Consider the following 23,482-nt stretch of genomic DNA (forward strand, 5'->3'; position numbering starts at 1 on the left):
CGAGGCCGGGGCTCGAGGCGCGACTTGTTTCACTCGACAGAGTGGGGTGGGTCGTCCCGTTCTCGCGTCGTCTCCGTCTCGCCGTCGGTTTCGTCGGTGGTCGCGTCGAGTTCGCTGTCGCGGTCGACTGCGAGCCCTTCGTCCCCGTCGATTGTGTCCTCGGTGTCGCTTCGCTCGCTCGAGGTCGAATCCGAATCCGAATCCGAACCCGGACCCGGACCTGAGTCCATCATCGTCGTCGCCGGCACCCCCGCCACGATTTCGCCCGGCGGAACGTCCCGCGTCACGAGCGAGTTCGCCGCAACGCTGGCGCCGGCGCCAATCTCGACACCGGGGAGGATGATCGCCCCGGCGCCGATCATCGCCCGCTCGCCGACGACTACCTCCCCCGTTCGATACTCGTCCTGGAGGAACTCGTGACAGAGAATCGTGGCGTCGTAGCCGATGATGGCATGATCCTCGAGCGTGATGAGGTCGGGCCAGAACACGTCGGGCGTGGCCTCGAGGCCCCACGAGACGCCCTCACCGACCGTGACGCCGAGGCGTCGCATGAGCCAGCGCTTGAGTTTCAGGCTCGGCGAGGTCCGGATCAGCCAGACGACGACGTAATTGATTGCCACGCGAAGGGGGTGGCGGGCGCTCGTCCAGTGGCCCAGCGAGTTCGTCGGGCCGGGCGTCGGGTGGCGGTGCACGCGGTCGTGTCTGCGTTTCTGATTGTGCTCGCGCCTCGAGGGGTCGTTAGTCACTGCCACGGCGTTCGTTCCAATCCTACAAGAAACCAACTGAACGGGTGAGCAGATCGGTTTTCTGCTCCGTTACCGAACCCTCGCCGCCCCGTTCAAAGCTGCCCGAGTCGAATCTCGTCGTCGCCGATGTGGTCGACGTTGCTCGCGTCGAGTTCGTACGTGTCCTCGCTGGCGTCGCCCCAGCCGAGTTTGGACTTGATCGTGTCGGTCATCCCCGGATCGGGGTTCACGTGTGCGGTATCACCGTGGACGGATTCGACCATCCCGATTCGGTCGCCGTTTTCGTTCACGACTGGCTTTCCTTCGTCGTCGTCCGTAAAGCGTGCGGACATACGACACTCTCCGCCGTTCAGTCGAATATAACGCGGGCTTGAAACTGCGCGGGGGAAGGTACAGAATCGCGGTTTTACTTCCCGCGCAGTTCGTCCATGTGGTCGATCCGGCGCTGAACCAGGTCGGCTTTCCCGATGTCGTGACGCACGTGCAGGCCTTCTTCGCCGGCGTCGGCGAGCGCGTCCTCGGCGATTTCCTCGGCCTCGACGATGGTGTCCGCGAGCCCAACGACGGCGAACGACCTCGAGGTCGTGGTGTAGATGCCGTCGTCACGTTCGTCGACACTGGCGTAGTAGAGCAGGGCGTCGCCAGCGCTCTCTCGCGCCTCGTCGCCGCTCGAGTCGTCCGAGGCCCTCGCCGCGCGCGCCACGCTCTCTTCGTCGACCTGCACCTTCGCTCCCGCCTCCGGGTCGGTTGGATATCCCGCAGGAACCGCGTACTTACAGACCGTGGCCTGCTCGGCGAACTCGAGTTCGGGCAACGGATCGCGGTTTCGCGCTGCCGTGAGCACCTCGAGGAAGTCCGTCTCGAGGACCGGCAGGGTGTTCATCGCCTCGGGGTCGCCGAAGCGGGCGTTGAACTCGACGACCTTCGGCCCCTCGGCGGTGAGCATGAACTGACCGTAGAGGATGCCCTTGTAGCCCTCGAGGGCCCCGACAGTCTCATCGATGATGTCGACGGCGTCGTCGTAGTCGACCGCCGTCATGAACGGCAATTCGCGCGTGGCGTCCGAATAGCTCCCCATTCCACCGGTGTTCGGCCCCTCGTCGCCCTCGTAGGCGCGTTTGTGGTCCTGGACCGCTGGGGCCGTGCGGACGTCGCCGTTCGCGACGAACGCCTGGACGGTGAACTCCTCGCCGACGAGTCGTTCCTCGAGGACGAGGCGGTCGTACTCGGAGTCCCGGATGTACTCCTTGCCCTCCTCGGCGGTCACCTGGTCCCCGATGACCTTGACGCCCTTCCCGCCCGTGAGGCCGGCGGGCTTGATCACGAGGTCGCCGTCGTAGCTATCGATGTACTCGCAGGCGGCCTCGCCGTCGTCGAATGTCTCGAAATCGGGGCAGCCCGTGATGTCGTTCTCCCGCATGAACCGACGCTGGAAGGCCTTGTCCGTCTCGATTCGGGCCTCGTCCTGGTTCGGCCCGAAGGCGTAGACGCCCGCGTTCTCGAGCGCGTCGGCCACGCCGGCCTGGAGCGGCGCTTCCGGGCCGACGACGGCGATGGTCGCGTCGACGGACTGGGCGTACTCGACCACCGCGTCGGGGTCGGTCGTCTCGAGCGTCTCGAACCCGCTCGCCAGGTCGGCGATTCCCGGGTTTCGGTTCCCCGCGCAGGCGTACAGGTCGGCCTCGCTGTCGGCCAGGGCGCGCGCGATGGCGTGTTCGCGCCCGCCGCCCCCGATCAGCAGTACGTGCTCGCGCATGATCGAAGTCGGTACGCAGGAACATGTAAAAGTTGTCCTTTCTCGAGATCTGTATGTGCACGAACGTGCTGAATCGGGAAGGGAGTCCGTCGACCGTGGGCCGGGTTACTCGATTCCAGTGAGACGATCGAGTCGGATGGATCAATGGTTATAGGCATTCGCTCGAAACCCAGTCTCAATGCAACAGTACCTCGACCTCGTCGATTCGGTGCTTTCGGAGGGGGCGTACAAACCCAACCGAACCGGCGTCGACACCATCTCCTCGTTCAGCCAGCACTACGAGATCGACCTCCAGCGAGGCTACCCGCTCCTGACGACCAAAAAGATGGACGGCTACCGCTGGAACTCGATGATCCACGAGATGTGCTGGTACCTCTCGGGCGAGGAGCACATCCGCGACCTGCGCGAGGAGACGAAGATCTGGGACGCCTGGGCCGACGACGAGGGGCAACTCGACACGGCCTACGGTCGCTTCTGGCGCCGATTTCCGATTCCCGACGACGAGAGCCGGCTCGAGGGCGAGTCCTGGGCGGACACCGTCTCCGACGACGACGCCAGCGGAGAGCCCGCCGGAAGCCAGTGGGTCACTCGAGAGGCCGACGGCCGCCAGACGTTCGACCAGCTCCAGTACGTGATCGACCAACTCTCCGATAATCCGAACTCCCGTCGACTGGTCGTCAACGCCTGGCACCCCGCGAACGCCGCCGTCTCGACGCTCCCGCCCTGTCACTACTCCTTCGTCTTCAACGTCCAGGGCGACCGACTCAACTGCCACCTCACCCAGCGCTCGGGCGACGTGGCCCTCGGGATTCCGTTCAACATCGCGGCCTACGCCCTCCTGACGAAACTCGTCGCCCAGCAGACGGGCTTCGAGGCGGGCACCTTCGGCCACACCATCGTCGACGCCCACGTCTACTGTGGGACCGGCGACCGCGGGCGTTGGTACGCAGACAACCTCGAGGCGTTGCAGGACCGCCTGGCCGAGGTCGACCCTCGAGATGACCGCGAGGCCTATGCCGACGTGCGTGAGTGGCTCCTCGAGAAAGCCCCGGACGAAGCCGAGGGCGAGGAACGATACGATCACGTCCCCAACCTGCTCCGGCAATGCACGCGCGAGCCGCTCGAGCGCCCACAACTGAAACTCGCGGACGTGACGATCGACGACCTCTCGGCCGACGACGTCGAGCTGGTCGACTACGAGTCCCACGACGGACTCCGGTTCGCGGTCGCCGAATGACGGGTTCGTCGCCCGACTCCGACTCGGCCCTCGAGACCGACCTCGAACTCGTGGGAATCGTCGCCGTGGCCGAGAACGGGATCATCGGCCGCGACGGCGAGATGCCCTGGCACGTCCCCGAGGACCTGGCTCACTTCAAGCGCCAGACCACGGGTCACCCAGTCATCATGGGTCGGGTGACCTACGAGGGAATCCTCGAGGGACTGGGCGAGCCCCTGCCCGGTCGAACCTCCATCGTCCTCACGAGTCGCGACCTCGAGACACCCGAAAACGTCGTCGTCGCCCACGAACTCGAGGCTGCGCTCGAGGAAGCCGAGCGCGCGGCCGATGACCGCCACGACGGCACCGACCGTGCGTTCGTCGCAGGGGGCGCGACGGTCTACGAGCAGTTTCTGCCCGCGCTCGATCGACTCATCGTCACCGAGATTCGGGACCGCCCCGAGGGTGACACCTCCTTCCCCGAGTGGGACCGCGAGGAATGGACCGAAGTCGAGCGCGAAGACCACGAGGGATTCTCGTTCCTCGAGTACGTCAGGCCAGACCATTCACGGGAGTGAGGGCTTCGAACGGTCGGAATCCGAGCACTGCGAACGTGAGTACTCCGCCGAATTGACAGCTGATCACACGGGCAAATATAGCACTGGTCGCGGCCGTTCGAACCTGTTCGGCAAGATTTGCACTGGAAGACCGATAGGTTCACACCTGCGCATTTCCTCAGTTTAACCAATATCGATGACGAACGACTCCACAGCCGATCCGTTCGGGGCGATTCGCGAACTCGAGCGAGACGGCGAGACGTACAAATTCGCCGACCTCACCGTGCTCGAGGAGGAAGGGCTCTGTGACCTCTCGAGTCTGCCCGTCAGCGTTCGCGTGCTGCTCGAGTCGGTGCTCCGCAACGTCGACGGCGAAATGGTTACCGAAGACGACGTCCGAAACGCCGCGTCCTGGCAACCCGACGTGCCCGACGCCGAGGTGCCGTTCAGTCCCTCGCGAGTCGTCCTGCAGGACCTGACCGGCGTCCCCGCTGTAGTCGACCTTGCCGCTCTCCGCTCCGCGGCGGATCGCGCGGGCGAGGACCCCACGATCGTCGAACCCGACGTCCCCTGCGACCTCGTGATCGACCACAGCGTCCAGGTCGACTACTTCGGGAGCGAGGACGCCTACGAGCAGAACGTCGAACTCGAGTACGAGCGCAACGAGGAGCGCTACCGCGCGATCAAGTGGGCCGAACAGGCCTTCGACGACTTCAACGTCGTGCCGCCGGGAACCGGCATCGTCCACCAGGTCAACCTCGAGTACCTGGGTCAGGTCGTCCACGACCGCGAGGTCGACGGTGAGCAGTGGCTCCTGCCCGACACCCTCGTCGGCACGGACAGCCACACGCCCATGATCGGCGGCATCGGCGTCGTCGGCTGGGGCGTCGGCGGTATCGAGGCCGAAGCCGCGCTCCTGGGACAGCCGATCACGATGACCCTGCCCGACGTCGTCGGCGTCCGCCTCTCCGGCGAACTCCCAGAGGGTGCGACCGCGACCGACCTCGTGCTCCACATCACCGAGAAGCTCCGTCAGGTCGGCGTCGTCGACAAGTTCGTCGAGTTCTTCGGCCCCGGCGTCTCCCAGCTCTCGGTCGCCGACCGCGCGACCATCTCGAACATGGCGCCCGAACAGGGTTCGACCATCTCCATGTTCCCCGTCGACGAGAAGACGCTGGACTACCTCGAGCTCACCGGGCGCGACGACGATCACATCGCGTTAGTGAAGGAGTACCTCGAGGCCCAGGGTCTCTTCGGCGATCAGGACCCCGAGTTCACCGAGGTCGTCGAGTTCGATCTTGGTGAAGTGGAACCCAGCCTCGCGGGCCACAAGAAACCCCACGCCCGCATCCCAATGGGCGATCTGGACGAGCACTTCCCGACGTTGCTCGAGGAGGAAGGTGTAATTGATAGTGGTGCGGCGGAGAGCGACGGCGGCCTCGTCTCCAAAAAACAACCCGCCCTCGAGGAGAAGGTCCCTGTCACTCTCGAGGACGGCACCGAGGTCGAGATCGGCCACGGCTCCGTGCTCGTGAGCGCCATTACGAGTTGTACGAACACCTCGAACCCCTCCGTGATGGTCGCCGCGGGCCTGCTCGCGCGCAACGCCGTCGAGGCTGGCCTCGACGTGCCCGAGTACGTCAAGACGAGCCTCGCGCCCGGCAGCAAGGTCGTCACCGAGTACCTCGAACAGGCCGACCTGCTCGACGACCTCGAGGAACTGGGCTACCACGTCGTCGGCTACGGCTGTACCACCTGCATCGGCAACGCTGGCCCGCTCGCCGAACCCATCGAGGCCGCCATCGACGAGTACGACCTCTGGACGACCAGCGTTCTCTCCGGGAACCGCAACTTCGAGGCGCGCATCCACCCGAAGATTCGCGCGAACTACCTCGCCAGCCCGCCGCTCGTGGTCGCCTACGGCCTCGCCGGCAAGATGGACATCGACCTCGAGGAGGAACCAATCGGCACGAACGCCGAGGGCGAGGAGATCTACCTCGAGGAGGTCTGGCCGGACCCGGAAGAGATTCGACAGACGATCCACGACAGCGTCTCCCCCGAGATGTTCGAGTCGAAGTACGCGAGCATCTTCGAGGGTGACGAGCGCTGGGAAGCCCTCGAGGCCCCCACGGGCGACGTCTACGAGTGGGACAACGACTCGACGTACATCCGCGAGCCGCCGTTCTTCAAGGACTTCCCGCTCGAGGAACCCGGCGTCGAGGACATCGAGGGTGCGCGCGGGCTCATGATGCTCGGCGACACCGTGACGACCGACCACATCAGCCCCGCGGGGCCGTTCAGCGAGGCCCTCCCCGCAGGCCGATGGCTCGCCGCCCAGGGCGTCGAGCCCTACGAGTTCAACACCTACGGCTCCCGCCGCGGCAACCACGAGGTCATGATGCGCGGCACCTTCGCGAACGTCCGCATTCAGAACGAGATGCTCGACGGGAAGGAAGGTGGCTACACCATCCACCACCCCACCGGCGAAGAGGTGACCGTCTTCGAAGCCTCCGAACGCTACCGCGAGGAGGACACCCCGCTCGTCGTGATGGCCGGCATCGAACTCGGCACCGGCTCGAGCCGGGACTGGGCCGCCAAAGGCACTGACCTCCTGGGCATCCGCGCGACCATCGGCGAGAGCTACGAGCGAATTTACCGCGACAACCTCATCGGCATGGGCGTCCTGCCGCTCCAGTTCGAAGAGGACGAGGGCTGGAAGGAACTCGGTCTCGACGGCTCGGAGTACTTCGAGATCCGAGGGCTGGAGGACGGCCTCGAGCCCAACCAGGAGCTCACGGTGATCGCCGAAGCAGAGGACGGGGAGACGACCGAATTCACCGTGACCGCGCAGGTCAGTACACCCGCCGCGGTGAAGTACATCGAGAACGGTGGCGTGCTCCACCTCGTGCTGCGTCGTCTGCTGACGGAGTAAATCCGCGGCTCGAGGCTGAAGAACGCGTCGTTCAGTGACGTAATCGATTTTTCTGACTCTGTTGAAATAGTTTATGACCGACATGATGTGGCTGCTGAATAGAGAGAATTAGTGCAGCACGACGACCTCGTTTGTTTCACACTGAAATCGTTGAACCATCTGCTTACTACACCTGCGTACTAATCAATTATCCAATTAATGTTATAACCACTGCTAAATTATCATTACGTATGGATCGTCGAACACTGCTCGGGTGTGTTGGAGCAACGGTTCTTGTGTCTGGTGGTGGGTGTTTGGGAGATGTGGGCAGTGGAACGGGTCAAAACGGTCTCAAAGAGAAGGACTTTCCAGAGAAGCCAGATCCGGTTACGAAAGGAAGCGCTACCGGATTCGTCGCGGAATATGAGGAAGTCTGGATGCACAATGACATGCTTTCGGAGAACACGACAAAGATCACCGTTGGGTGTCCCGCCGCAGTAGACGCAGAGGCTGATGGTGGATATTATCTCATCACTATCTGTCGTGGCAGCCAAACAATCGATCGAGAGGGAAGTGAAGCCGTTGGTCATCTCGGTCCGAAACCGAAGTTCTATTTCGTCTCAGATGACTCTGTCCAGCGCATCGATACCGAGCATAGGAAGTCAGAGCCAGCTCCGGAAACGTATGGAAACGGGACAGGTGGTCGTGAAGTACAGGGATTTCGGCTGGTGAACTTTGACGAGACGAGTCACGAAGTCACCGTAACCGTGACCCACCGAAAAGAGAACGAAACCATCTTCGAAAGAACGTACGATCTCGTCTCCGAATCGTTACTTACCCGGTCGGGATTGACGGCAGTTGAAGGAATCTACGATCTCACTGTCGAACTCAAGACGGGCGAATCAGCGACGTATGAGTGGCATATAGACGATATTAGGCCTCCGTTCGGCGTAAATATCTACATCTCACGTAGTGGCGCTATACATTTTGGGAGGAATACCGATCCGGGAATGTGACCTAACTCGGAGTGATATATGTGTCGCCTGAACTGACCGGTCACTACCTTTCGAAAATCGGCTCTCAATTTGTGCAACATTCGCGCTCTATATTCAGCAACCATCCTAGAACGTATCACCGACCGAGGGGTTCGACAAGCCCGTTTTCCTGTATTCGTTTTTGCGGGTCCAGAAGCTACGGACTCGAGGCGTACGCCGCGCTTTTACAGCGCCCGCACGTAGACGACGTCAATGAGCACACCCACCGAGCGCAACCGCCTTGAGGACGCGGCCAGTCCCTACCTGCGCCAGCACGCGGACAACCCCGTCAACTGGCAGCCGTGGGACGACCAGGCCCTCGAGACGGCCAAAGAGCACGACGTGCCAATCTTCCTCTCAATCGGTTACTCGGCGTGTCACTGGTGTCACGTTATGGCCGACGAGAGCTTCGAGGACGACGGCGTCGCCGAGTTGCTCAACGAACACTTCGTTCCGATCAAGGTCGACCGCGAGGAACGCCCGGACGTCGACAGCATCTACATGACCGTCTGCCAGCAGGTCACCGGCCGCGGCGGGTGGCCGCTGTCGGCGTGGCTCACCCCCGACGGCCGCCCGTTCTACGTCGGGACCTACTTCCCGAAGGAACCCCAGCGTGGGATGCCGGGCTTCCGGGACCTCCTCGAGAACATCGCCCACTCCTGGGAGGTCGACCGCGAGGAGATGGAGAATCGGGCCGACCAGTGGACCGCCGCGGCGAGCGACCAGCTCGAGGCCACGCCCTCGCCCCCAGAGGGGGTCGAAACGCCGGGCAGCGAGTTGCTCGAGTCGGCCGCCGGGACGGCCCTCCGCGGCGTCGACGAACAGTACGGCGGCTGGGGCTCGAGCGGCCCGAAGTTCCCCCAGCCCGCGCGGCTCCACCTCTTGTTCCGGGCGACCGATCGCACGGGGCGAAGGCAGTACCTCGAGGCGGCAGTCAGGACCCTCGACGCGATGGCGGGCGGTGGCCTGTACGATCACGTCGGCGACGGCTTCCACCGCTACTGCGTCGACCGGGACTGGACGGTGCCCCACTTCGAGAAGATGCTCTACGACAACGCCGAGTTGACGCGTGCCTACCTGGCGGCCTACCAGGCCGTCGGCGACGAGCGGTACGCCGACGTAGCCCGGCAGACCCTCGCGTTCGTCGAGCGCGAACTGACCCACGAGGACGGGGGCTTCTTCAGCACGCTCGACGCCCAGAGCGAGACCGAGGCCGGCGAGCGCGAGGAGGGTGCGTTCTACGTCTGGACGCCCGACGAGATTCGGGACGCACTCTCGGACCTGGACCGTTCGGAGGAAATCGACGTCGACGACGAGACTGTCTCAGATCTGGTCTGTGACCGGTACGGCGTGACGTCCGGCGGTAACTTCGAGGGGAAAACCGTGCTCACGATTTCGTCCTCGCGATCGGACCTGGCCGACCAGTACGACCTCGAGGCCTCGACGGTCGAGACGGTGCTCGAGGCCGCCCGCGATCAGTTGTTCGAGGCTCGCGAGGAGCGACCGCGCCCGAATCGAGACGAGAAGGTGCTCGCCGGCTGGAACGGCCTGATGATCGCCGCGTTCGCGGAGGCGGCGATCGTCCTCGGCGACGACGCCTACGCCGAAACCGCCACCGACGCGCTGGCGTTTGTTCGCGAGCACCTGTGGGACGACGACGGTACCCTCTCTCGGCGGTACGAGGACGGCGAGGTCGGCATCGACGGCTACCTCGAGGACTACGCCTTCCTCGCTCGCGCGGCGCTCACGTGTTACGAGGCGACGGGCGACCTCGAGCACCTCTCGTTCGCGCTCGAGTTGGCTCGAACGATCGAATCCGAGTTCTGGGACGGCGAGCGCGAAACGCTGTACTTCACGCCCTCGAGCGGGGAATCGCTGGTCGCGCGTCCGCAGGAACTCACCGACGCCTCGACGCCCTCGTCGACGGGGGTCGCCGTCGAGACGCTGCTCGCGCTCGAGCACGTCGCCGACGAGTCGTTCAGTGACGTCGCGGAAGCGGTCCTCGAGACCCACGCCAGCCGGATGCGCTCGAGCCCACTCGAGTACACCTCGCTCGTGCTCGCGGCTGATCGGCTCGCGACCGGCTCGCTCGAGTTGACGGTCGCCGCGGACGAGGTTCCGCGGGACTGGCGAGACGAAATCGGCTCGACGTTCCTCCCGGACCGCCTGCTCGCCAGGCGGCCGCCGACCGACGACGGACTCGAGGCCTGGCTCGACGCCCTCGACCTCTCGGAGGCACCATCGATCTGGGCCGGGCGCGAGGCGAGAGATGACGAACCGACGCTCTACGCCTGTCGCCAGCGGACCTGCTCGCCGCCCAGCCACGACGTCGACGAGGCGCTCGAGTGGCTACTGGGACATTCCGAGAACTGATCGGCATTGTGGCCCAGGTTCGGTGGGTGGCTCGATCGTCCTCGTCGTTCGATTACCCCTCCCTTCGTCTTCGTTCGGCCGTATATCCTCACGATATCTTATGATTTGTATATAAAAGACGAACATTTTCAAACGTGTGTCTAGACTTACTATTCTAGATGGTCGAATGTTCACAAAGTATTTACCGTCCGACTCGCGACTGCCGGACGAACGCCCACATGACACTGACTACTCTCGCGGCAAACTGGATCAGGCGAACCTGGGACCGTCATCGCCAGTCGTCTCTCTACCACGAGTGCCGTCGATGCGGGACGTCACTGAGTCAACCCCAACATTCCTGCCCGGCGTGCGGGTCGGGTGAAGTCGCTGCGATCTCTTTGCGGTAGGCTGTCTCGTGACCTCCTGGTAGCGTTTCAGACCGTCTCGTGTCTGTCTGGTACGTCTCAGGCCGTCTCGAGCGCGCTTTCGATCTGTTCTGCGAGGTACACCGACGGGGGGAGCGACTCGCTCTCGACGAACCGGGTAACTTCGGTCCCGTCGTCGTCGAGCACGACGACCGTCGGAATGTACTCGACGTCGTAGTCGTCGACCTTCGGGCCCTGTTTGTCCGTGTCGACGGCGAGTTCCTCGATCCGGTCGTCCGGAATGTCGGCAGCCTCGAGCGCCGCCGCGAAGTCCGGCAGGAGCGCTCGACAGTCCTTACACCAATCGCCGCCCCAGACGAGGTACGTCAGGTCCTCGCGGTGGGCCGCGAGCGTGGAAACGGTCTCCTCGTAGGCGGCGCTGTCCCAGGTCGGGTTCGGTCGCATCGTCTCGAGCGTCACGTCCGCTAGTTTCGACGCGAACGGCTTAACGGATTTGTTCGTGGCATCCCATCCTATTTCGTCACCGGCACGTCCTGCCGGGGTCCGCCACGCGTTTACCGTTCGAGTCCCTACCGATGGACAATGAAAGGCAGTATCCTGGACACGATCGGCTCTCCGCTGGTCCAGGTCGACTCGCCCGAGGGGGCGACGGTCGCCGCCAAGGTCGAGTCGTTCAACCCCGGCGGGTCGGCCAAGGACCGCCCCGCGCTCGCGATGGTTCGCGCCGCCGAGCGCGACGGCGTTCTCGCGCCGGGCAACCGCCTCGTCGAACCGACCAGCGGCAACACGGGCATCGGCCTCGCGCTCGTCGCGGCGGCCCGGGGCTACGACCTGACGATCGTGATGCCAGCTTCGAAGTCCGAGGAACGGCGCCGGATCATGGCCGCCTACGGGGCCGACCTCGAACTCGTCGAGGGAGACATGACCGACGCGCGCGATCGCGCCGACGAACTCGAGGGCGAGGGCGCCGTCCAGTTGGGACAATTCGAAAACGCGGCGAACCCCGAGGCCCACTACCGGACGACCGGCGAGGAGATCGTCGACCAGGTCGGCGAGCGCGAGGTTGACATCTTCGTCGCCGGCGTCGGCACCGGCGGGACGCTCTCGGGCGTCGGCCGTCGGCTCCGCGAGGAGTTCCCCGACGTGGAGATCGTCGCCGTCGAACCCGAGCGCAACGCCGTGCTCTCGACGGGCGTATCCGGAAACGACGAGTTCCAGGGCATGGGTCCCGGATTCGTCAGCGACAACCTCGACACCGATCTGATCGACCGCGTGGAAACCGTTGCGCTCGAGGACGCCGAGGAGGAGTGCCGTCGCCTGGCCCGCGAGGAGGGGATCCTCGTCGGGCAGTCGAGCGGTGCGACGAGCCTCGTCTCACAGAAAGTGGCTCGCGAGATAGCCGATCCAGCCCTCGAGTGTCCGGAACTCCCCGACACGTTCGACGGTCCGCTCACGCCAGCGACCCAGACCCAGACTCGGACCGACGGTGGCCAGATGGAGGACGACTGTCCGCTGGTCGTGACCGTCTTCTGGGACAGCGGGGAACGATATCTCTCGACAGGTCTGTTCGACTGACGGTTCCGGTTTCTGTGGGGTTAACACCCCGAACGTCACTGCACGCGTACTCTTCGCTCGACCTCGAGGCGTCCGTCTCGATGGGCGACCTATGTGTCGATGTGATGGACCGCGTCCGGGGACAGGAGTCGACCAGTGGGTAGTTCGACCCATCCGTTCGCCAGCAGTCGAACGTCCCCCTCGTGCAGGATCGTTTCCTGCTCGAGATCGGCGTACACGACTGCGTCCTGATACTCCCGTCCGAGACCGTCGACGAGTTCCTTCCACGCCGGCTCTGTCGAAATGACCATGGAGTGTGTTTCTCGAGTAGAGTAGTGAATGTTCGCTGTGTGCGTGGCTCTCTGACGGACCGACGGACCGTTGAACTACTGAATTGCTAAATCGACGAATCGCTGAATCGACGAACTGTCAGAGTCCGCTCGGGGGACGACGAACTTTGAGGAAGGACGACGGGGACTCGAGCGACGGCAAAACCCGAGCTATGGCGAAAATTCGGATTCGGTGAGTCGCACGATCAGTGTCTCCTCGACGTCCCTGAGGTCGTACGTGGGCGTCTCCCCGTCCGTTCGGCGGACGTAGAGCGGTTCGACGAGTTTCGGCGGGCCGCCTGGCTCGACTCTGTTGCCGGCCCGATGCGTCGTCGCCTGTGCAGGCCCGGAAATCGAGTCGGCGTCGGTCGCCTGTTCGTCTCCGGCGCCGGGTTCGTCGCTTCGTGTGTCGGTCGCACGCTGTCGATCGTCGGGCTTCCCGCCGTCACCCGTCGAAGTCTCGAGCCCCGGCGCTTCGGGTCGCTCGAGCCCGAATATCTTCAGGTGTTCGCCGGTTTCCGCAGGCTCGAGGTCGCCGTTTCGAAGCGCGACGGCCAGGTCCCGCGAGAGCCACTCGTCGTCGCTCACGCTCGGCTCCTGGATCAGGACCTCGTCGACGAACCGGACGAGGTACCACTGGAGGTCGTTACACAGCGAGACGGCGGCCCCGAGGCTGACAGTCCGAACCGCCAGCGAGTTCTCGAAGGGGCGAGCCAGGTCGTACGTGGACAGGGCCTCCCGGGACGTCTCTCGGGAGAGGAGCTCGTACTGGAGCGAGACGTCGGGCGAGCCGACGAGGCAGACGCGCGTCACTGTTCGTTCGTTGGTACAGTCGTGCGTCCGGGTAATGTGGGTTTCGTCTCGACACTCACGACTACTGGCCTGTCTCGAGTGATGCGTAATTCGACGCCGTCACAACTACTTTAATCAATGGGGATAATCACGAGATATGACCGATTCCGTTCGATCGGACTTTCCGATCCTCGAGCGCGACGTCGACGGCCAACAGTTGGTATATCTCGACAACGCGGCGACGACCCAGACGCCGCAGCAGGTCTACGACGTGTTCGAGGAGTACTTCTCGACATACAACGCGAACGTTCACCGCGGGATTCACACGCTGAGCCACGAGGCCTCGATCGCTTACGAACAGGCCCACGACAGACTGGCCGAGTTCGTCGGTGCCAGCCGCGGGCGCGAGGAACTCATCTTCACGAAGGGGGCAACCGAGAGCATCAACCTCGTCGCTTACGGCCTGGGGCTCAACGAACTGGGCCCCGGCGACCAGGTCGTGACGACGGAGATGGAACACCACGCCTCGGTCGTGACCTGGCAGCAGGTCGCGAAGAAGACGGGCGCCGACATCGACTTCGTCCGGGTGACCGACGACGGCCACCTCGACCTCGAGCACGCCAACGAACTCATCGGTCCGGACACCGCGGTCGTCTCGGTCGTCCACGTCTCGAACGTCCTCGGGACGATCAACCCGGTCGCCGAGCTGGCCGAGATGGCCCACGAGCACGACGCCTACGTCGTCGTCGACGGCGCCCAGTCCGCACCGAACCGACCCATCGACGTCGAGGCGATGGGCGCGGACTTCTTCGCCTTCTCGGGCCACAAGATGGCCGGCCCGACGGGTATCGGCGCCCTCTACGGCAAGCGAGAGATCCTCGAGGAGATGGAGCCGTTCCTCTTCGGCGGCGAGATGATCCGGCACGTCACCTTCGAACGCTCGACCTGGAACGAACTCCCCTGGAAGTTCGAGGCGGGCACCCCGCCCATCGCGGAGGGGATCGCGCTCGCGGCCGCGGCGGACTACCTCGAGGAGATCGGCATGGACGCGATTGCGGCCCACGAGAACGAGCTCGCCCAGTACGCCCTCGAGCGACTCGAGGCGCGCGACGACGTGACGACCTACGGGCCGCCCGCGGGCGAGGAGCGATCCGGCCTGGTCGCGTTCAACGTCGACGGCGTCCACGGCCACGACCTCTCCTCGCTCCTGAACGACCGCGGGATCGCCGTCCGGGCGGGCGACCACTGCACCCAGCCACTGCACGACGCTCTCGACATACCTGGCTCCGTCCGCGCGTCGTTCTACGTCTACAACACGCGCGAGGAGGTAGACGCCCTGCTCGAGGCGATCGACGACGCCTGCGCGAAGCTGGACGCCTACCTGCGGTCCGATCGGTATCACGACGTCCTCTACGACCACCACTGCGACCCCCGGAACGCGGGCGGCCTCGAGAACCCCGACCTCGTCAAGTCCTCCGAGGAGACCTCCTGTGGCGACGACGGGGAGTTCCACGTCGACGTCGCTCCCGACGGTACGATCGAGGCCATCGCCTTCGAGAGCGAGAGTTGCGCCGTCAGCAGCGCCGTCGCGAGCATCCTCTCGACGGAACTCGAGGGAATGACCGTCGAGGAGGTCGCCGCCATCGACGGGCTAATCGCAGGCCGACTCGAGGGCCAGTACCCGGCGCTCAGGCGCGATTGCGTCGAGGGCCCCGAGGACGTGATCCGGATCGCGGCCCAGGACTACCTCGAGAGCGCCGGAGCCGACTGATCGGTAAGAACGACCGCATTGACCACGTCGCCCCACCTCGACAACCTCGACCAGCGAGCCACTGGAGCAGACTCGAGCGAGTGACGTGAGGCTTAACCGGTCGCGGTCCGAAGGAGACTACCAATGACCACCGTGACCCTCCTCGGGACGCGCCTCGCCGACCCTGGCACCGAGTTCGTCTACGAGGGTGAGGCCGACGGCTGTACCGGCTGTCCCTACCGGAGCCAGTGTCTCAACCTCGAGCCCGGCCGCCGCTACCGCGTCACCGACGTCCGTGAGAACGCCCAGACGCTCGAGTGTGCGATGCACGACGATGGCGTCCGCGCCGTCGAGGTCGAACCGGCGACCGTCACTGCGAACGTCCCCTCGAAGGGCGCGTTCAGCGGGAGTAAGGCGAGTCTGAGCGGCCCCTGTCCGTACATCGACTGTCCGAGCCACGCCCTCTGTGAGCCCGACGGCGTCGAATTCGACCGCGAGTATCGGATCCAGCAACTGCTCGGCGACCCACCACACGAGGTCTGTCACCTGAATCGCTCCCTCGAGCAGGTCGAACTCGATCCGGCAGAGTAGTCGAACTCGAGTCCGTCGTTCTTACCGATTCTGTCGCGTTCGTCCCAAACCAACGGTGAAATCGTTGTTTGACCTTCCAGAGAGCACTTATCGTCTCCGGCGAGAGTATCGCGTATGGACCCCTCCAGACGAACGATTCTTCGCTCGGGCGCACTCGGTGTCGGGCTCACCGTCGCCGGCTGTCTCGACGCCAGTCCGACCGGCTCGAGCCCCGGCGATGAAGACGGTGAGGACGACCCGAACGACGGTGACGGGGCGAACGGCACTAACGGCACCGACGACTCGGACAGCAACGATGATGACGGCACTGGCTCGAGTCCCGAAATTACTGCCATCGAGACCATTGCCCTCGAGCCCCGAACCGACGAACCGCCGTGGGCCTCGGATGGGATTGGTACGGTCGCGCTGATCACCGACGCCGACGTCCTCGAGCGACTGGACGCCATCGCGACGAACCGAACCGCCGAAACCGTGGACCCCTTCCTCGAGGAGACTGACTTCGAGACGGAGGTGCTCGTGCTCGTCGAATCCGGTGGCCCGACGATCTGCCACGACAGCATCGAGGTCAGCGACGTGAACTTCGACGCCCAGGAGAGCGCGATCACGGCGACGGCGACGGTCGTCGACTCGAGCGACGGCGGCTGTGGAGAGGCGCTAGCCTACCCGTCGTCGCTCACGCGGGTCTCGTTCGACGGCGACGGGATGTGGCACCACAACGCCGTCGTCACGCTCACCGATGGCTGGGGAGAAACCGAAACCGTCGAGGCGGCCCACGAGCGCGTCATCGACCCGGTCGGACTCGAGGGTGGCGTCGAGCCTGACGGCGATCCGGCGACGATTCCGGAACCACTCGAGTGCTCGGACGACGACTTCAAGCGTCTCTCGTCCGCCGAGTCGGTACACTGGGGCGACGCCGACGCGTTCGCCATGCGCGTCGACCCCCTCGAGGTCGCTCGCGGCGAGTCGGTGTCGGTCACGATGCGGAACCTCACCAGCGTCGAACAGGGCACCGGCAACGACCGGAAGTTCTCGCTCGAGGTCCGGACCGAAGCGGGCTGGCAGGAGGTTCGCGGCCACCGTTCAGAACACGGCATCGGCTACACCGACGAGGGAATCATCCACCGTCCCGGCGAGGGATTCGACTGGGAGCTCGAGCTATCCGAAGCGGCCGTCGAGGACCTGTACTCGGGGCTCGAGGTCTGCCCGGGGCTCCCGGCCGGCCGGTACCGGTTCGTCTACTGGCCGCTCGACCTGACGGTGGCGTTCGACGTGCTCGAGTGATCGGCCTCTAGTTGGAAAAGAGCTCCCCGGCCGAATTCGTTCTCGAGACGCTGTCAGTCACGTACTCGTGGAATAGCATCTTTGTCGGCGCCACCTTTGGGTAGATTGGATTCACATGAGCGACGCGAGCACCCGACGGCGCTTTCTGCGCCACCTCGGAGTGGGCAGCGCCCTGACCGCAGCCCTGGCCGGCAAGGTTGGTGGGACAGTCGGCAATCGATTCCAGGACGACGGAGACGGTGACGGAACGGAGGACGAAGGCGAAGGCGAAGACGAAGGAGACGGCGACGAAAGCGACGGAACCGACCGCGAAGACGACTCGAGCGACGACCCTGCCGTGACACAGGTCGTCGCCGGCCCCGACGGTGCCTGGCGGTTCGAACCCGAGGACGTCGAAATCGGTCTCGGAGAGGCGGCCGAGTGGACGTTCGCCAGTGCAGGCCACAACGTCACATCCCTTCCCGGGGCGTCGGACAAGAATCGAAACCCACCGAACGCGGAGCCGTTCGCCTCCTACGAGGGCGACGCCCACTTCTCGGTCGCTCCGGAGGGTGAGACATACCGTCACGTCTTCACCACCCCCGGCGAGTACGAGTACGTCTGCGTCCCCCACGAGAACACGATGGTCGGTACCGTCGAGGTGGACGCCTGCGCGGACGAAACCGTTGTCGTCGCCCCCGACGGCGACCGTCGATTCGAACCCAACGCGCTCGAGATCGGGCTCGGGAACACGGTGGAGTGGCAGTTCGAGGAAGAGGGGCACAACGTGACTGCGCACCCGGACGCCTCCGACAATACGTCGGTGCCGGAGGGGGCCGAGCCGTTCGCCTCCTACGACCTCTCGAACAGCGAGGACGAGGACGAGGGTGAAGGCGACGGCGAGGACGAGGGTTCTCAGATCGACAACGAGGCCACCCGCGAGGCCGACGAAACGTTCGCTCACGCGTTCGAGACCCCCGGGACGTACGAGTACGTCTGTGCGATTCACGACGAGGAGATGGTCGGCACGATCGAGGTTCTGGACGAACCGGACGCGACCGTCACCGTCGCACCGGACGGCGAACTCGCGTTCGATCCGGCTTCGCTCTCGCTCGAGGTCGGCGATGTCGTCCGCTGGACGTTCGAGGAGGAGGGACACAACGTTAGCGCCCACCCGGAGGCATCTGCCAACGCGTCGGTGCCCGAGGGAGCCGAGCCGTTCGCCTCCTACGACCTCTCATCCGGTGCGGACGAAAACGGAGAAGGGACACACGAAACTGACGACGGAGATGGAGAGGGCGAAACCGACGAAATCGATCACCAGGCCACCCGCGAGAGCGGGGATACCTACGACCATCGGTTCGTCGCCGTCGGGCAGTACGAGTACGTCTGTGCGATCCACGACCAGGAGATGATCGGGACTATCGAGGTCGAACCGTGTAGTGACGGGGACGACGAGTCGAACGAAGCGGCCGACGACTAACCGTTTCCTCGACCTCGAGCGACGTTTCGTTCCGAACTCGAGGGACCGGAAGCCGGTCGACTCGCGGGACTCTCTATTGGAGTGATCGGTAGACCGTTTATCGAGCGGGATTCGATACGGCAGGATTATGTTAGCTATATCGCCGTCAGGAGTGTGCGTGCGTTTGTCATGCAGGGACAGTCAACGAGCGGCGGGGACGAGCAGTCGGGCGAGACCGAACGACGACGACGGCGATTACTTGACCGGCGAAGGTTCATGATGGCATCGGGCGCACTCGCGGGACTGAGTGTAACCGGGTCGGTGGTAGCGAGACAGGAGCAAGAGGAATCGGAGTCCGACGAGGGCGAGGGCGACGGCGGACCAGAACGGGGGACGCCGGAGTACCTGGAGGAGCACTATCCAGGATTACGAATTTACTCACCGGATCCGGAGAACGCGGAGGCGGCGGCCCGCGAGACGTACACGAGTTACCTCACGCCGAAGGAGGAACACTACATCCGGAATCACTACCTGTCGCCCCAGCTCGACGCCGAGGAGTGGGAGATCGAACTCAGGTTGGGCGAGGAGACTGTCTCGCTGTCGATGGAAGACCTCGAGCGCGAGTACTCGACCGAGTCGGTGGCCCACACGATGCAGTGTTCGGGCAACGGTCGCTCCTACTTCGACCCCGAGGTGGCGGGCAATCCCTGGACCTTCGGTGCGGTCGGTAACACCATCTGGACCGGTGCGCCGGTGAGCGAAATCCTCGAGGCCCACGACGCCGACACGAGCGACGGGAAGTGGCTGATGGCTGCCGGCGGGGATCACCCGGAAGGCGAGCGAATCTTCGCGCGCTCCATCCCGATGCAGAAGGTGATGGACGACTGCCTGCTCGCCTACGAGATGGACGGAGAGCCGTTGAGCGCCGAACACGGCCACCCCGTTCGGCTCCTCGTCCCCGGCTGGATGGGGAATAACAACGTCAAGTGGCTCCGCGAACTCGAGGTCATGGACATGATGATGATCGGCGAGGAGTGGGAACAGTACCTCCACTGGCAGCAGAACTCCTACCGGATCATCCCCGAAGGCGAGGAGGCCGAGCACAACGAGACGATCGACGAGTTCGACACCTGGGCGCAGATGGAAGCAGCCGCCAACGGCGAACTCGACCACCTGCCGTACATCTACGATCAGGTCGTCAAGTCGATCATCGGCTATCCCGGCGAGGAATCGACGGTGTCGCCGCGCGCCCAGGACGGCAGCGTCGAGGTGCTCGGGGTCGCCTGGGCTGGCGACGACCGCGTCGAGTCCGTGGAAGTTTCCACCGATGGTGGCGAGAGCTGGGAGGAAGCGGAGTTCTTCGGCCCCGACCTCGGCCCTGGCGGCTGGCGACAGTTCCGCTACCTCTGGGAGGCCGAGGCGGGCGAGCACGTCCTGTACTCGCGGGCGACCGACGAGAACGGGTACACGCAGTTCGGGCCGATCTCAGACCCAGGCGCAGGACTCGAGGCCATCTCCGACGACCAGTTCCCCTGGAATCAGGACGGATACGCCTGTAACGCCTACGAACCGCACGGAGTGACGGTGACCGTCGAGGAGTGATCGCTTCTCGAGAGCGAAGCGTCAATCCGCCTTTTCCTCGGCTGCCTCGTTCGCGTTCGTCTCGTCAGCACCCGCCTCGTCCGCATCGACCTCCTTCGACCTCGAGAGCAGGCGCTCGTCAGCGAGGAGTTCGTCCGTCGCTCCCGTCGAATCGTCGCTCACCGCCAGCACGTGGAGGTCGCACTCGATGGTCGTTCCGGCGAGTTCGTGGTTGAAGTCCACGACGGCCCGGCCGTCGTCCTCGACCGCCTGAATCCACCCGGTTTGGCCGTTGTCGTCGCGAACGAGTGTTCCGGGTTCGAGCGCCGACGGATCCGACGTCAGCGTTTCAGCGGGCACCTCGAGCACGCGCTCCTCGCTGTAGGCCCCGAACGCCTCCCCGGGCTCGAGTTCGACGGTTCGTCGCTCGCCGACGGCCATCTCCTGGAGCACGCGGTCGATGCCCGGGAGGATCTTCTCCTCGCCGACCCTGACCTCGAGTGGTTTGTAGTCGCGGTGATCGTGGTAGATACCTTCCTCGAGGGCGACGTCGACGTCGGTCGTGTCGAAGACCTCGCCTGCGGCGTCCCCCTCGGCGATGCGGCCGGTGAAGTGAATCGCGGCGACGCGTCCGGGAGCTACCATGGGTCGAAGAGTGAGTGATGAGCCATCGTTCGTGTGTGAGCGTACCGCACGTCTCCCACTCGCGGCGCCATCAATCATTTCGTCAGCACCCGTGACCGACTCGAGTGTCGACTCGTTGTCCGTCAATGACCGGCGAGAGGACGGCTCGAACGGGAACGACGGACGTCATAGAACCGTTGAACACGCAAGGGTCACGCCAATTTTTCGAACTAGTGAATTTGCCTCTATGACCGACTACGAAATGCACGAACCAGACTTCTCGGGAACGACAACCGAGAACTGGGACGACCCCCAGCTAGAAGACTTCGACACCGACGACCTGGACGAGGTAGCGGACCACTTCATCCTCTCGTCGTCGGGCTTTCCGCCGGAGAACTTCACCGACCTCAAACTCCCCGTGGTCGGTCCCGACGGGAACCTGAACAAGAACGCCTTCGCTACGGCGAAAAGCGGCGGCCGCGGCGTTGGCGCAGTCGAAGACCTGAACGACGAGGCGGCGGACGAGATCACGGACCTGATCGACGACCTGGCTAACGAGCACTTCGACGACGCCGATTTCGGGGAGTGACTCGTACGTCTCCGGCAGAACGCAGTCACGGTCGCGGTCGCAGAGGACGTCGCAATCGCGAGAGGTCTACTCGTCTCCGGATGCTGACTCCTCGAGCCAGCTTCCCGCCCAGCACTCGATTTCGTCGAAGACCGGTTCGAGCGAGTGCCCCTTCGGCGTCAAACTGTAGTAGGTCGCGATGGGCGCATCCTCCTCGATCCGCCGGTCGACGAACCCGAGTTCGCCCAGGTCCTCGAGCACCCGCGAGAGCGTCCTGGCGTTGGCGTCGGTCGCGCGCTTGAGTTCGTTGAAGCGGTACTCGCCCTTCTGGAGTTCGTGGAGGACGGCGAGTCGCCACTGAGAGCCGATCTGCTCGATCGAATCGATGACGGGGCATGGAGAGTCCTCGGGTTCGGATCCGACGGCGACGTCGCCGTCAGTGGACGTTTCAGCGCGCTCGACCTCGAGTGGAGTGGATTCGGATGACATCGTGGGTATCTGATTCCTTTTCGTCTCGAAAGCCTATAGCAGTTCGGTATCGTACCAGCTAACACGAGGCAATCACTAACGATGATAGCCGGCCCAACCGAGCTACCGACGACGGAACTGCACCATGTCACTAACAGCTGCACCGACGTTGAAACTACGAAGGCGTTTTGCGAGGACGTTCCTGGAAGTAGTTTCGTTGATCCGCGAAACGAGAGCCGCGGCGGAGGCGCTGATCGGCAGTGATCGATCCCACGACGTCAACCGACGCGATCGAAATCGACGTCGACGAACGGGAGGGGTCGCTCTATCGAGTCCTCTCGAGCGCGGTCGTCCCGCGCCCGATTGCATGGGTCAGCACCCGAAGTGAGGCCGGCGTCGACAACCTCGCCCCCTACAGCTTTTTCACCGTCGCCTCGGTTGAGCCACCGGTCGTCGTCTTCGCGCCGGTCGACGGTGCGGACGGCCCCAAGGACACGCCGCGGAACGTTCGCGACACCGGCGAGTTCGTCGTCAACCTCGTGACCGAGGACCTCGCGGAAGCGATGAACGAAACCAGCGCCACCCTCGAGGCCGGCGACAGCGAGTTCGAGCACGCCGGTCTCGAGCGCGCCGAGTCGGCCGTCGTCGCACCGCCGAGAGTCGCGGATTCGAAGGTTGCCCTCGAGTGCACCCGCAGAGACCTGCTCGACGTTGGCGGGTCCACGCTCGTCCTCGGCGACGTTCGCTACGTCCACCTCGACGAGGAGGTGACGACCGATGGGAAAATCGACGTAGCGAACGTCGACGCCGTCGGACGATTGGCCGGGAGCTGGTACGCGAAGACCGACGAACGATTCTCCCCTCGAGCGACCACCGTAGCCGGGTTCGACGGACTCGAGCTTCGCGAACGGTCCCGGAAGAAAGCTTTTCGACGTACCGGGGACAATCCCCGAGCAACGTGAGCGACCGACGAGGCGATGCTTCCGGCGAGAACCCGGCGGCTCCCGGGGAGACGGTCCCTCGAGCGGAGTCGTTGCCCCTCGTCGACGTCCTCGAGACGGTCGCAGTCGGTGCCACACCGCCGCCGGCGCTGGGGCTATTCGCGCTGGTGGTGCCGTCGGTGCCGGTCGGCCAGGCGGTCTTCGTCGGCGTCCTGGTCGGCGCGATCCTCGCGACGTACCGACGAGGGATCGAGGCCGTCAGAGCCGAAGACGGAGACGGGGACGGGATAAAACGTCGCCTCCGCATACCCGGCGCCGACGACCCCAAGGGCGATGGATTCTCGCTACTCGCTCGTCTGACCGCTCGAATCGAGGGCACCGTCCTCGAGTGGGTCGTCGTCGGGGTCGTGGGGGCGATCGGACTCGCTTCCACCGTCGAACTCGCTACCGTCGGATTCGAACGGGTTGCCCCTCGAGTGCTCCTGTTCGGGTTGCTGTGTGGGCCGGCGGCCCTGTTCGCAGTCATGGTGCGATTCAGTGCGCCGGATAGGCAGGGCTCGGGTTAGAGACGGGAATAGAGGAGAGGGAGAGAGCCAGGGAAAGC

The 23,482-nt window shown here is 64.5% G+C and carries 21 protein-coding genes and 1 pseudogene; 14 read left to right on the forward strand and 8 right to left on the reverse strand.

Features of this window, described 5'->3' with window-relative positions; all coding sequences use genetic code 11:
- Positions 1–29 precede the first annotated feature (29 nt).
- The 3 genes from ACFQS4_RS13600 to purD all read right to left on the reverse strand — a co-directional run bounded on the left by ACFQS4_RS13600 (position 30) and on the right by purD (position 2,502).
- The gene (locus tag ACFQS4_RS13600; protein WP_497902007.1) at positions 30–746 is read right to left on the reverse strand and encodes an acyltransferase; all 717 of its coding nucleotides are present in this window, start codon (positions 744–746) and stop codon (positions 30–32) included.
- Between the two features lie 92 nt (positions 747–838).
- Positions 839–1,078, reverse strand: a complete 240-nt coding sequence (locus ACFQS4_RS13605) for a DUF8593 domain-containing protein (RefSeq protein WP_497902008.1) — start codon at positions 1,076–1,078, stop codon at positions 839–841.
- Between the two features lie 74 nt (positions 1,079–1,152).
- On the reverse strand, positions 1,153–2,502 hold the full coding sequence (gene purD / locus ACFQS4_RS13610) for a phosphoribosylamine--glycine ligase (RefSeq protein WP_497902009.1): 1,350 nt from the start codon (positions 2,500–2,502) through the stop codon (positions 1,153–1,155).
- 178 nt (positions 2,503–2,680) lie between these two features.
- On the opposite strand from purD, the gene thyA reads away from it, so the two are divergent.
- The 5 genes from thyA to ACFQS4_RS13635 all read left to right on the forward strand — a co-directional run bounded on the left by thyA (position 2,681) and on the right by ACFQS4_RS13635 (position 10,593).
- Positions 2,681–3,739, forward strand: coding sequence for a thymidylate synthase (thyA, locus tag ACFQS4_RS13615; RefSeq protein WP_497902010.1), 1,059 nt, complete (start codon positions 2,681–2,683; stop codon positions 3,737–3,739).
- On the forward strand, positions 3,736–4,296 hold the full coding sequence (locus ACFQS4_RS13620; RefSeq protein WP_497902011.1) for a dihydrofolate reductase: 561 nt from the start codon (positions 3,736–3,738) through the stop codon (positions 4,294–4,296). The genes thyA and ACFQS4_RS13620 overlap by 4 nt, the downstream gene beginning before the upstream one ends.
- A 175-nt stretch (positions 4,297–4,471) precedes the next feature.
- Positions 4,472–7,207, forward strand: a complete 2,736-nt coding sequence (gene acnA, locus ACFQS4_RS13625) for an aconitate hydratase AcnA (RefSeq protein ID WP_497902012.1) — start codon at positions 4,472–4,474, stop codon at positions 7,205–7,207.
- A 230-nt stretch (positions 7,208–7,437) separates the two neighbouring features.
- Positions 7,438–8,202, forward strand: coding sequence for an Ig-like domain-containing protein (locus ACFQS4_RS13630; protein ID WP_497902013.1), 765 nt, complete (start codon positions 7,438–7,440; stop codon positions 8,200–8,202).
- A 231-nt stretch (positions 8,203–8,433) separates the two neighbouring features.
- A complete protein-coding gene (locus ACFQS4_RS13635; protein ID WP_497902014.1) occupies positions 8,434–10,593 on the forward strand; it encodes a thioredoxin domain-containing protein in 2,160 nt (719 codons plus the stop codon).
- A 443-nt stretch (positions 10,594–11,036) separates the two neighbouring features.
- Here ACFQS4_RS13635 and ACFQS4_RS13640 read toward each other — a convergent pair whose 3' ends face one another.
- Positions 11,037–11,417, reverse strand: coding sequence for a TlpA family protein disulfide reductase (locus ACFQS4_RS13640; protein WP_497902015.1), 381 nt, complete (start codon positions 11,415–11,417; stop codon positions 11,037–11,039).
- Between the two features lie 123 nt (positions 11,418–11,540).
- Here ACFQS4_RS13640 and ACFQS4_RS13645 point away from each other — a divergent pair, with 123 nt between their 5' ends.
- The gene (locus ACFQS4_RS13645) at positions 11,541–12,533 is read left to right on the forward strand and encodes a PLP-dependent cysteine synthase family protein (RefSeq protein ID WP_497902016.1); all 993 of its coding nucleotides are present in this window, start codon (positions 11,541–11,543) and stop codon (positions 12,531–12,533) included.
- Positions 12,534–12,622: 89 nt separating this feature from the next.
- Here the strand turns inward: ACFQS4_RS13645 and ACFQS4_RS13650 are convergent, their stop codons facing one another.
- Positions 12,623–12,823 carry a hypothetical protein gene (locus ACFQS4_RS13650; RefSeq protein WP_254156979.1) on the reverse strand — a complete coding sequence of 67 codons (201 nt, stop codon included), beginning with the start codon at positions 12,821–12,823 and terminating at the stop codon, positions 12,623–12,625.
- Positions 12,824–13,012: 189 nt separating this feature from the next.
- Positions 13,013–13,654 (reverse strand): DUF5804 family protein, encoded by a 642-nt coding sequence (locus tag ACFQS4_RS13655; protein WP_497902017.1) that lies wholly within the window; start codon positions 13,652–13,654, stop codon positions 13,013–13,015.
- A 136-nt stretch (positions 13,655–13,790) separates the two neighbouring features.
- Between ACFQS4_RS13655 and ACFQS4_RS13660 the strand changes: the two genes are divergently transcribed.
- The 5 genes from ACFQS4_RS13660 to ACFQS4_RS13680 all read left to right on the forward strand — a co-directional run bounded on the left by ACFQS4_RS13660 (position 13,791) and on the right by ACFQS4_RS13680 (position 20,298).
- Entirely contained in the window at positions 13,791–15,404 is a 1,614-nt protein-coding gene (locus ACFQS4_RS13660) for a SufS family cysteine desulfurase (protein WP_497902018.1), read from the forward strand.
- A 123-nt stretch (positions 15,405–15,527) separates the two neighbouring features.
- Positions 15,528–15,974 (forward strand): UPF0179 family protein, encoded by a 447-nt coding sequence (locus tag ACFQS4_RS13665; RefSeq protein ID WP_497902019.1) that lies wholly within the window; start codon positions 15,528–15,530, stop codon positions 15,972–15,974.
- A 114-nt stretch (positions 15,975–16,088) separates the two neighbouring features.
- A complete protein-coding gene (locus tag ACFQS4_RS13670) occupies positions 16,089–17,255 on the forward strand; it encodes a hypothetical protein (protein WP_497902020.1) in 1,167 nt (388 codons plus the stop codon).
- A gap of 115 nt (positions 17,256–17,370) precedes the next feature.
- Complete coding sequence (locus tag ACFQS4_RS13675) at positions 17,371–18,717, forward strand: plastocyanin/azurin family copper-binding protein (protein WP_497902021.1); 1,347 nt, start codon at positions 17,371–17,373, stop codon at positions 18,715–18,717.
- Between the two features lie 168 nt (positions 18,718–18,885).
- Entirely contained in the window at positions 18,886–20,298 is a 1,413-nt protein-coding gene (locus ACFQS4_RS13680) for a sulfite oxidase (RefSeq protein ID WP_497902022.1), read from the forward strand.
- Positions 20,299–20,319: 21 nt separating this feature from the next.
- Here the strand turns inward: ACFQS4_RS13680 and ACFQS4_RS13685 are convergent, their stop codons facing one another.
- Positions 20,320–20,922 carry an FKBP-type peptidyl-prolyl cis-trans isomerase gene (locus ACFQS4_RS13685; protein WP_497902023.1) on the reverse strand — a complete coding sequence of 201 codons (603 nt, stop codon included), beginning with the start codon at positions 20,920–20,922 and terminating at the stop codon, positions 20,320–20,322.
- 226 nt (positions 20,923–21,148) lie between these two features.
- Here ACFQS4_RS13685 and ACFQS4_RS13690 point away from each other — a divergent pair, with 226 nt between their 5' ends.
- Positions 21,149–21,490: a hypothetical protein gene (locus tag ACFQS4_RS13690; protein ID WP_497902024.1), complete on the forward strand. Its 342-nt coding sequence runs from the start codon at positions 21,149–21,151 to the stop codon at positions 21,488–21,490.
- Positions 21,491–21,556: 66 nt separating this feature from the next.
- On the opposite strand, the gene ACFQS4_RS13695 is transcribed toward ACFQS4_RS13690, so the two are convergent.
- A complete protein-coding gene (locus tag ACFQS4_RS13695; protein ID WP_497902025.1) occupies positions 21,557–21,958 on the reverse strand; it encodes a winged helix-turn-helix transcriptional regulator in 402 nt (133 codons plus the stop codon).
- Between the two features lie 242 nt (positions 21,959–22,200).
- Here ACFQS4_RS13695 and ACFQS4_RS13700 point away from each other — a divergent pair.
- Positions 22,201–22,816, forward strand: a pseudogene (locus ACFQS4_RS13700) (flavin reductase family protein).
- A 79-nt stretch (positions 22,817–22,895) separates the two neighbouring features.
- Positions 22,896–23,444, forward strand: coding sequence for a hypothetical protein (locus tag ACFQS4_RS13705; RefSeq protein WP_497902026.1), 549 nt, complete (start codon positions 22,896–22,898; stop codon positions 23,442–23,444).
- Positions 23,445–23,482: the final 38 nt, after the last annotated feature.

It is taken from the genome of Saliphagus sp. GCM10025317 (genome assembly GCF_042663665.1).
GTDB lineage: Archaea > Halobacteriota > Halobacteria > Halobacteriales > Natrialbaceae > Natronosalvus.

What these genes read in the sequence shown, in the direction of transcription:
- ACFQS4_RS13680 (WP_497902022.1), top strand. Translation starts at nt 18,886, where the DNA reads ATGCAGGGACAGTCAACGAGCGGCGGGGACGAGCAGTCGGGCGAGACC.
- thyA (WP_497902010.1), top strand. Translation starts at nt 2,681, where the DNA reads ATGCAACAGTACCTCGACCTCGTCGATTCGGTGCTTTCGGAGGGGGCG.
- purD (WP_497902009.1), bottom strand. Translation starts at nt 2,502, where the DNA reads ATGCGCGAGCACGTACTGCTGATCGGGGGCGGCGGGCGCGAACACGCC.
- ACFQS4_RS13645 (WP_497902016.1), top strand. Translation starts at nt 11,541, where the DNA reads ATGAAAGGCAGTATCCTGGACACGATCGGCTCTCCGCTGGTCCAGGTC.
- ACFQS4_RS13660 (WP_497902018.1), top strand. Translation starts at nt 13,791, where the DNA reads ATGACCGATTCCGTTCGATCGGACTTTCCGATCCTCGAGCGCGACGTC.
- ACFQS4_RS13620 (WP_497902011.1), top strand. Translation starts at nt 3,736, where the DNA reads ATGACGGGTTCGTCGCCCGACTCCGACTCGGCCCTCGAGACCGACCTC.
- ACFQS4_RS13630 (WP_497902013.1), top strand. Translation starts at nt 7,438, where the DNA reads ATGGATCGTCGAACACTGCTCGGGTGTGTTGGAGCAACGGTTCTTGTG.
- ACFQS4_RS13690 (WP_497902024.1), top strand. Translation starts at nt 21,149, where the DNA reads ATGACCGACTACGAAATGCACGAACCAGACTTCTCGGGAACGACAACC.
- ACFQS4_RS13665 (WP_497902019.1), top strand. Translation starts at nt 15,528, where the DNA reads ATGACCACCGTGACCCTCCTCGGGACGCGCCTCGCCGACCCTGGCACC.
- acnA (WP_497902012.1), top strand. Translation starts at nt 4,472, where the DNA reads ATGACGAACGACTCCACAGCCGATCCGTTCGGGGCGATTCGCGAACTC.
- ACFQS4_RS13675 (WP_497902021.1), top strand. Translation starts at nt 17,371, where the DNA reads ATGAGCGACGCGAGCACCCGACGGCGCTTTCTGCGCCACCTCGGAGTG.
- ACFQS4_RS13695 (WP_497902025.1), bottom strand. Translation starts at nt 21,958, where the DNA reads ATGTCATCCGAATCCACTCCACTCGAGGTCGAGCGCGCTGAAACGTCC.
- ACFQS4_RS13685 (WP_497902023.1), bottom strand. Translation starts at nt 20,922, where the DNA reads ATGGTAGCTCCCGGACGCGTCGCCGCGATTCACTTCACCGGCCGCATC.
- ACFQS4_RS13635 (WP_497902014.1), top strand. Translation starts at nt 8,434, where the DNA reads ATGAGCACACCCACCGAGCGCAACCGCCTTGAGGACGCGGCCAGTCCC.
- ACFQS4_RS13650 (WP_254156979.1), bottom strand. Translation starts at nt 12,823, where the DNA reads ATGGTCATTTCGACAGAGCCGGCGTGGAAGGAACTCGTCGACGGTCTC.
- ACFQS4_RS13605 (WP_497902008.1), bottom strand. Translation starts at nt 1,078, where the DNA reads ATGTCCGCACGCTTTACGGACGACGACGAAGGAAAGCCAGTCGTGAAC.
- ACFQS4_RS13670 (WP_497902020.1), top strand. Translation starts at nt 16,089, where the DNA reads ATGGACCCCTCCAGACGAACGATTCTTCGCTCGGGCGCACTCGGTGTC.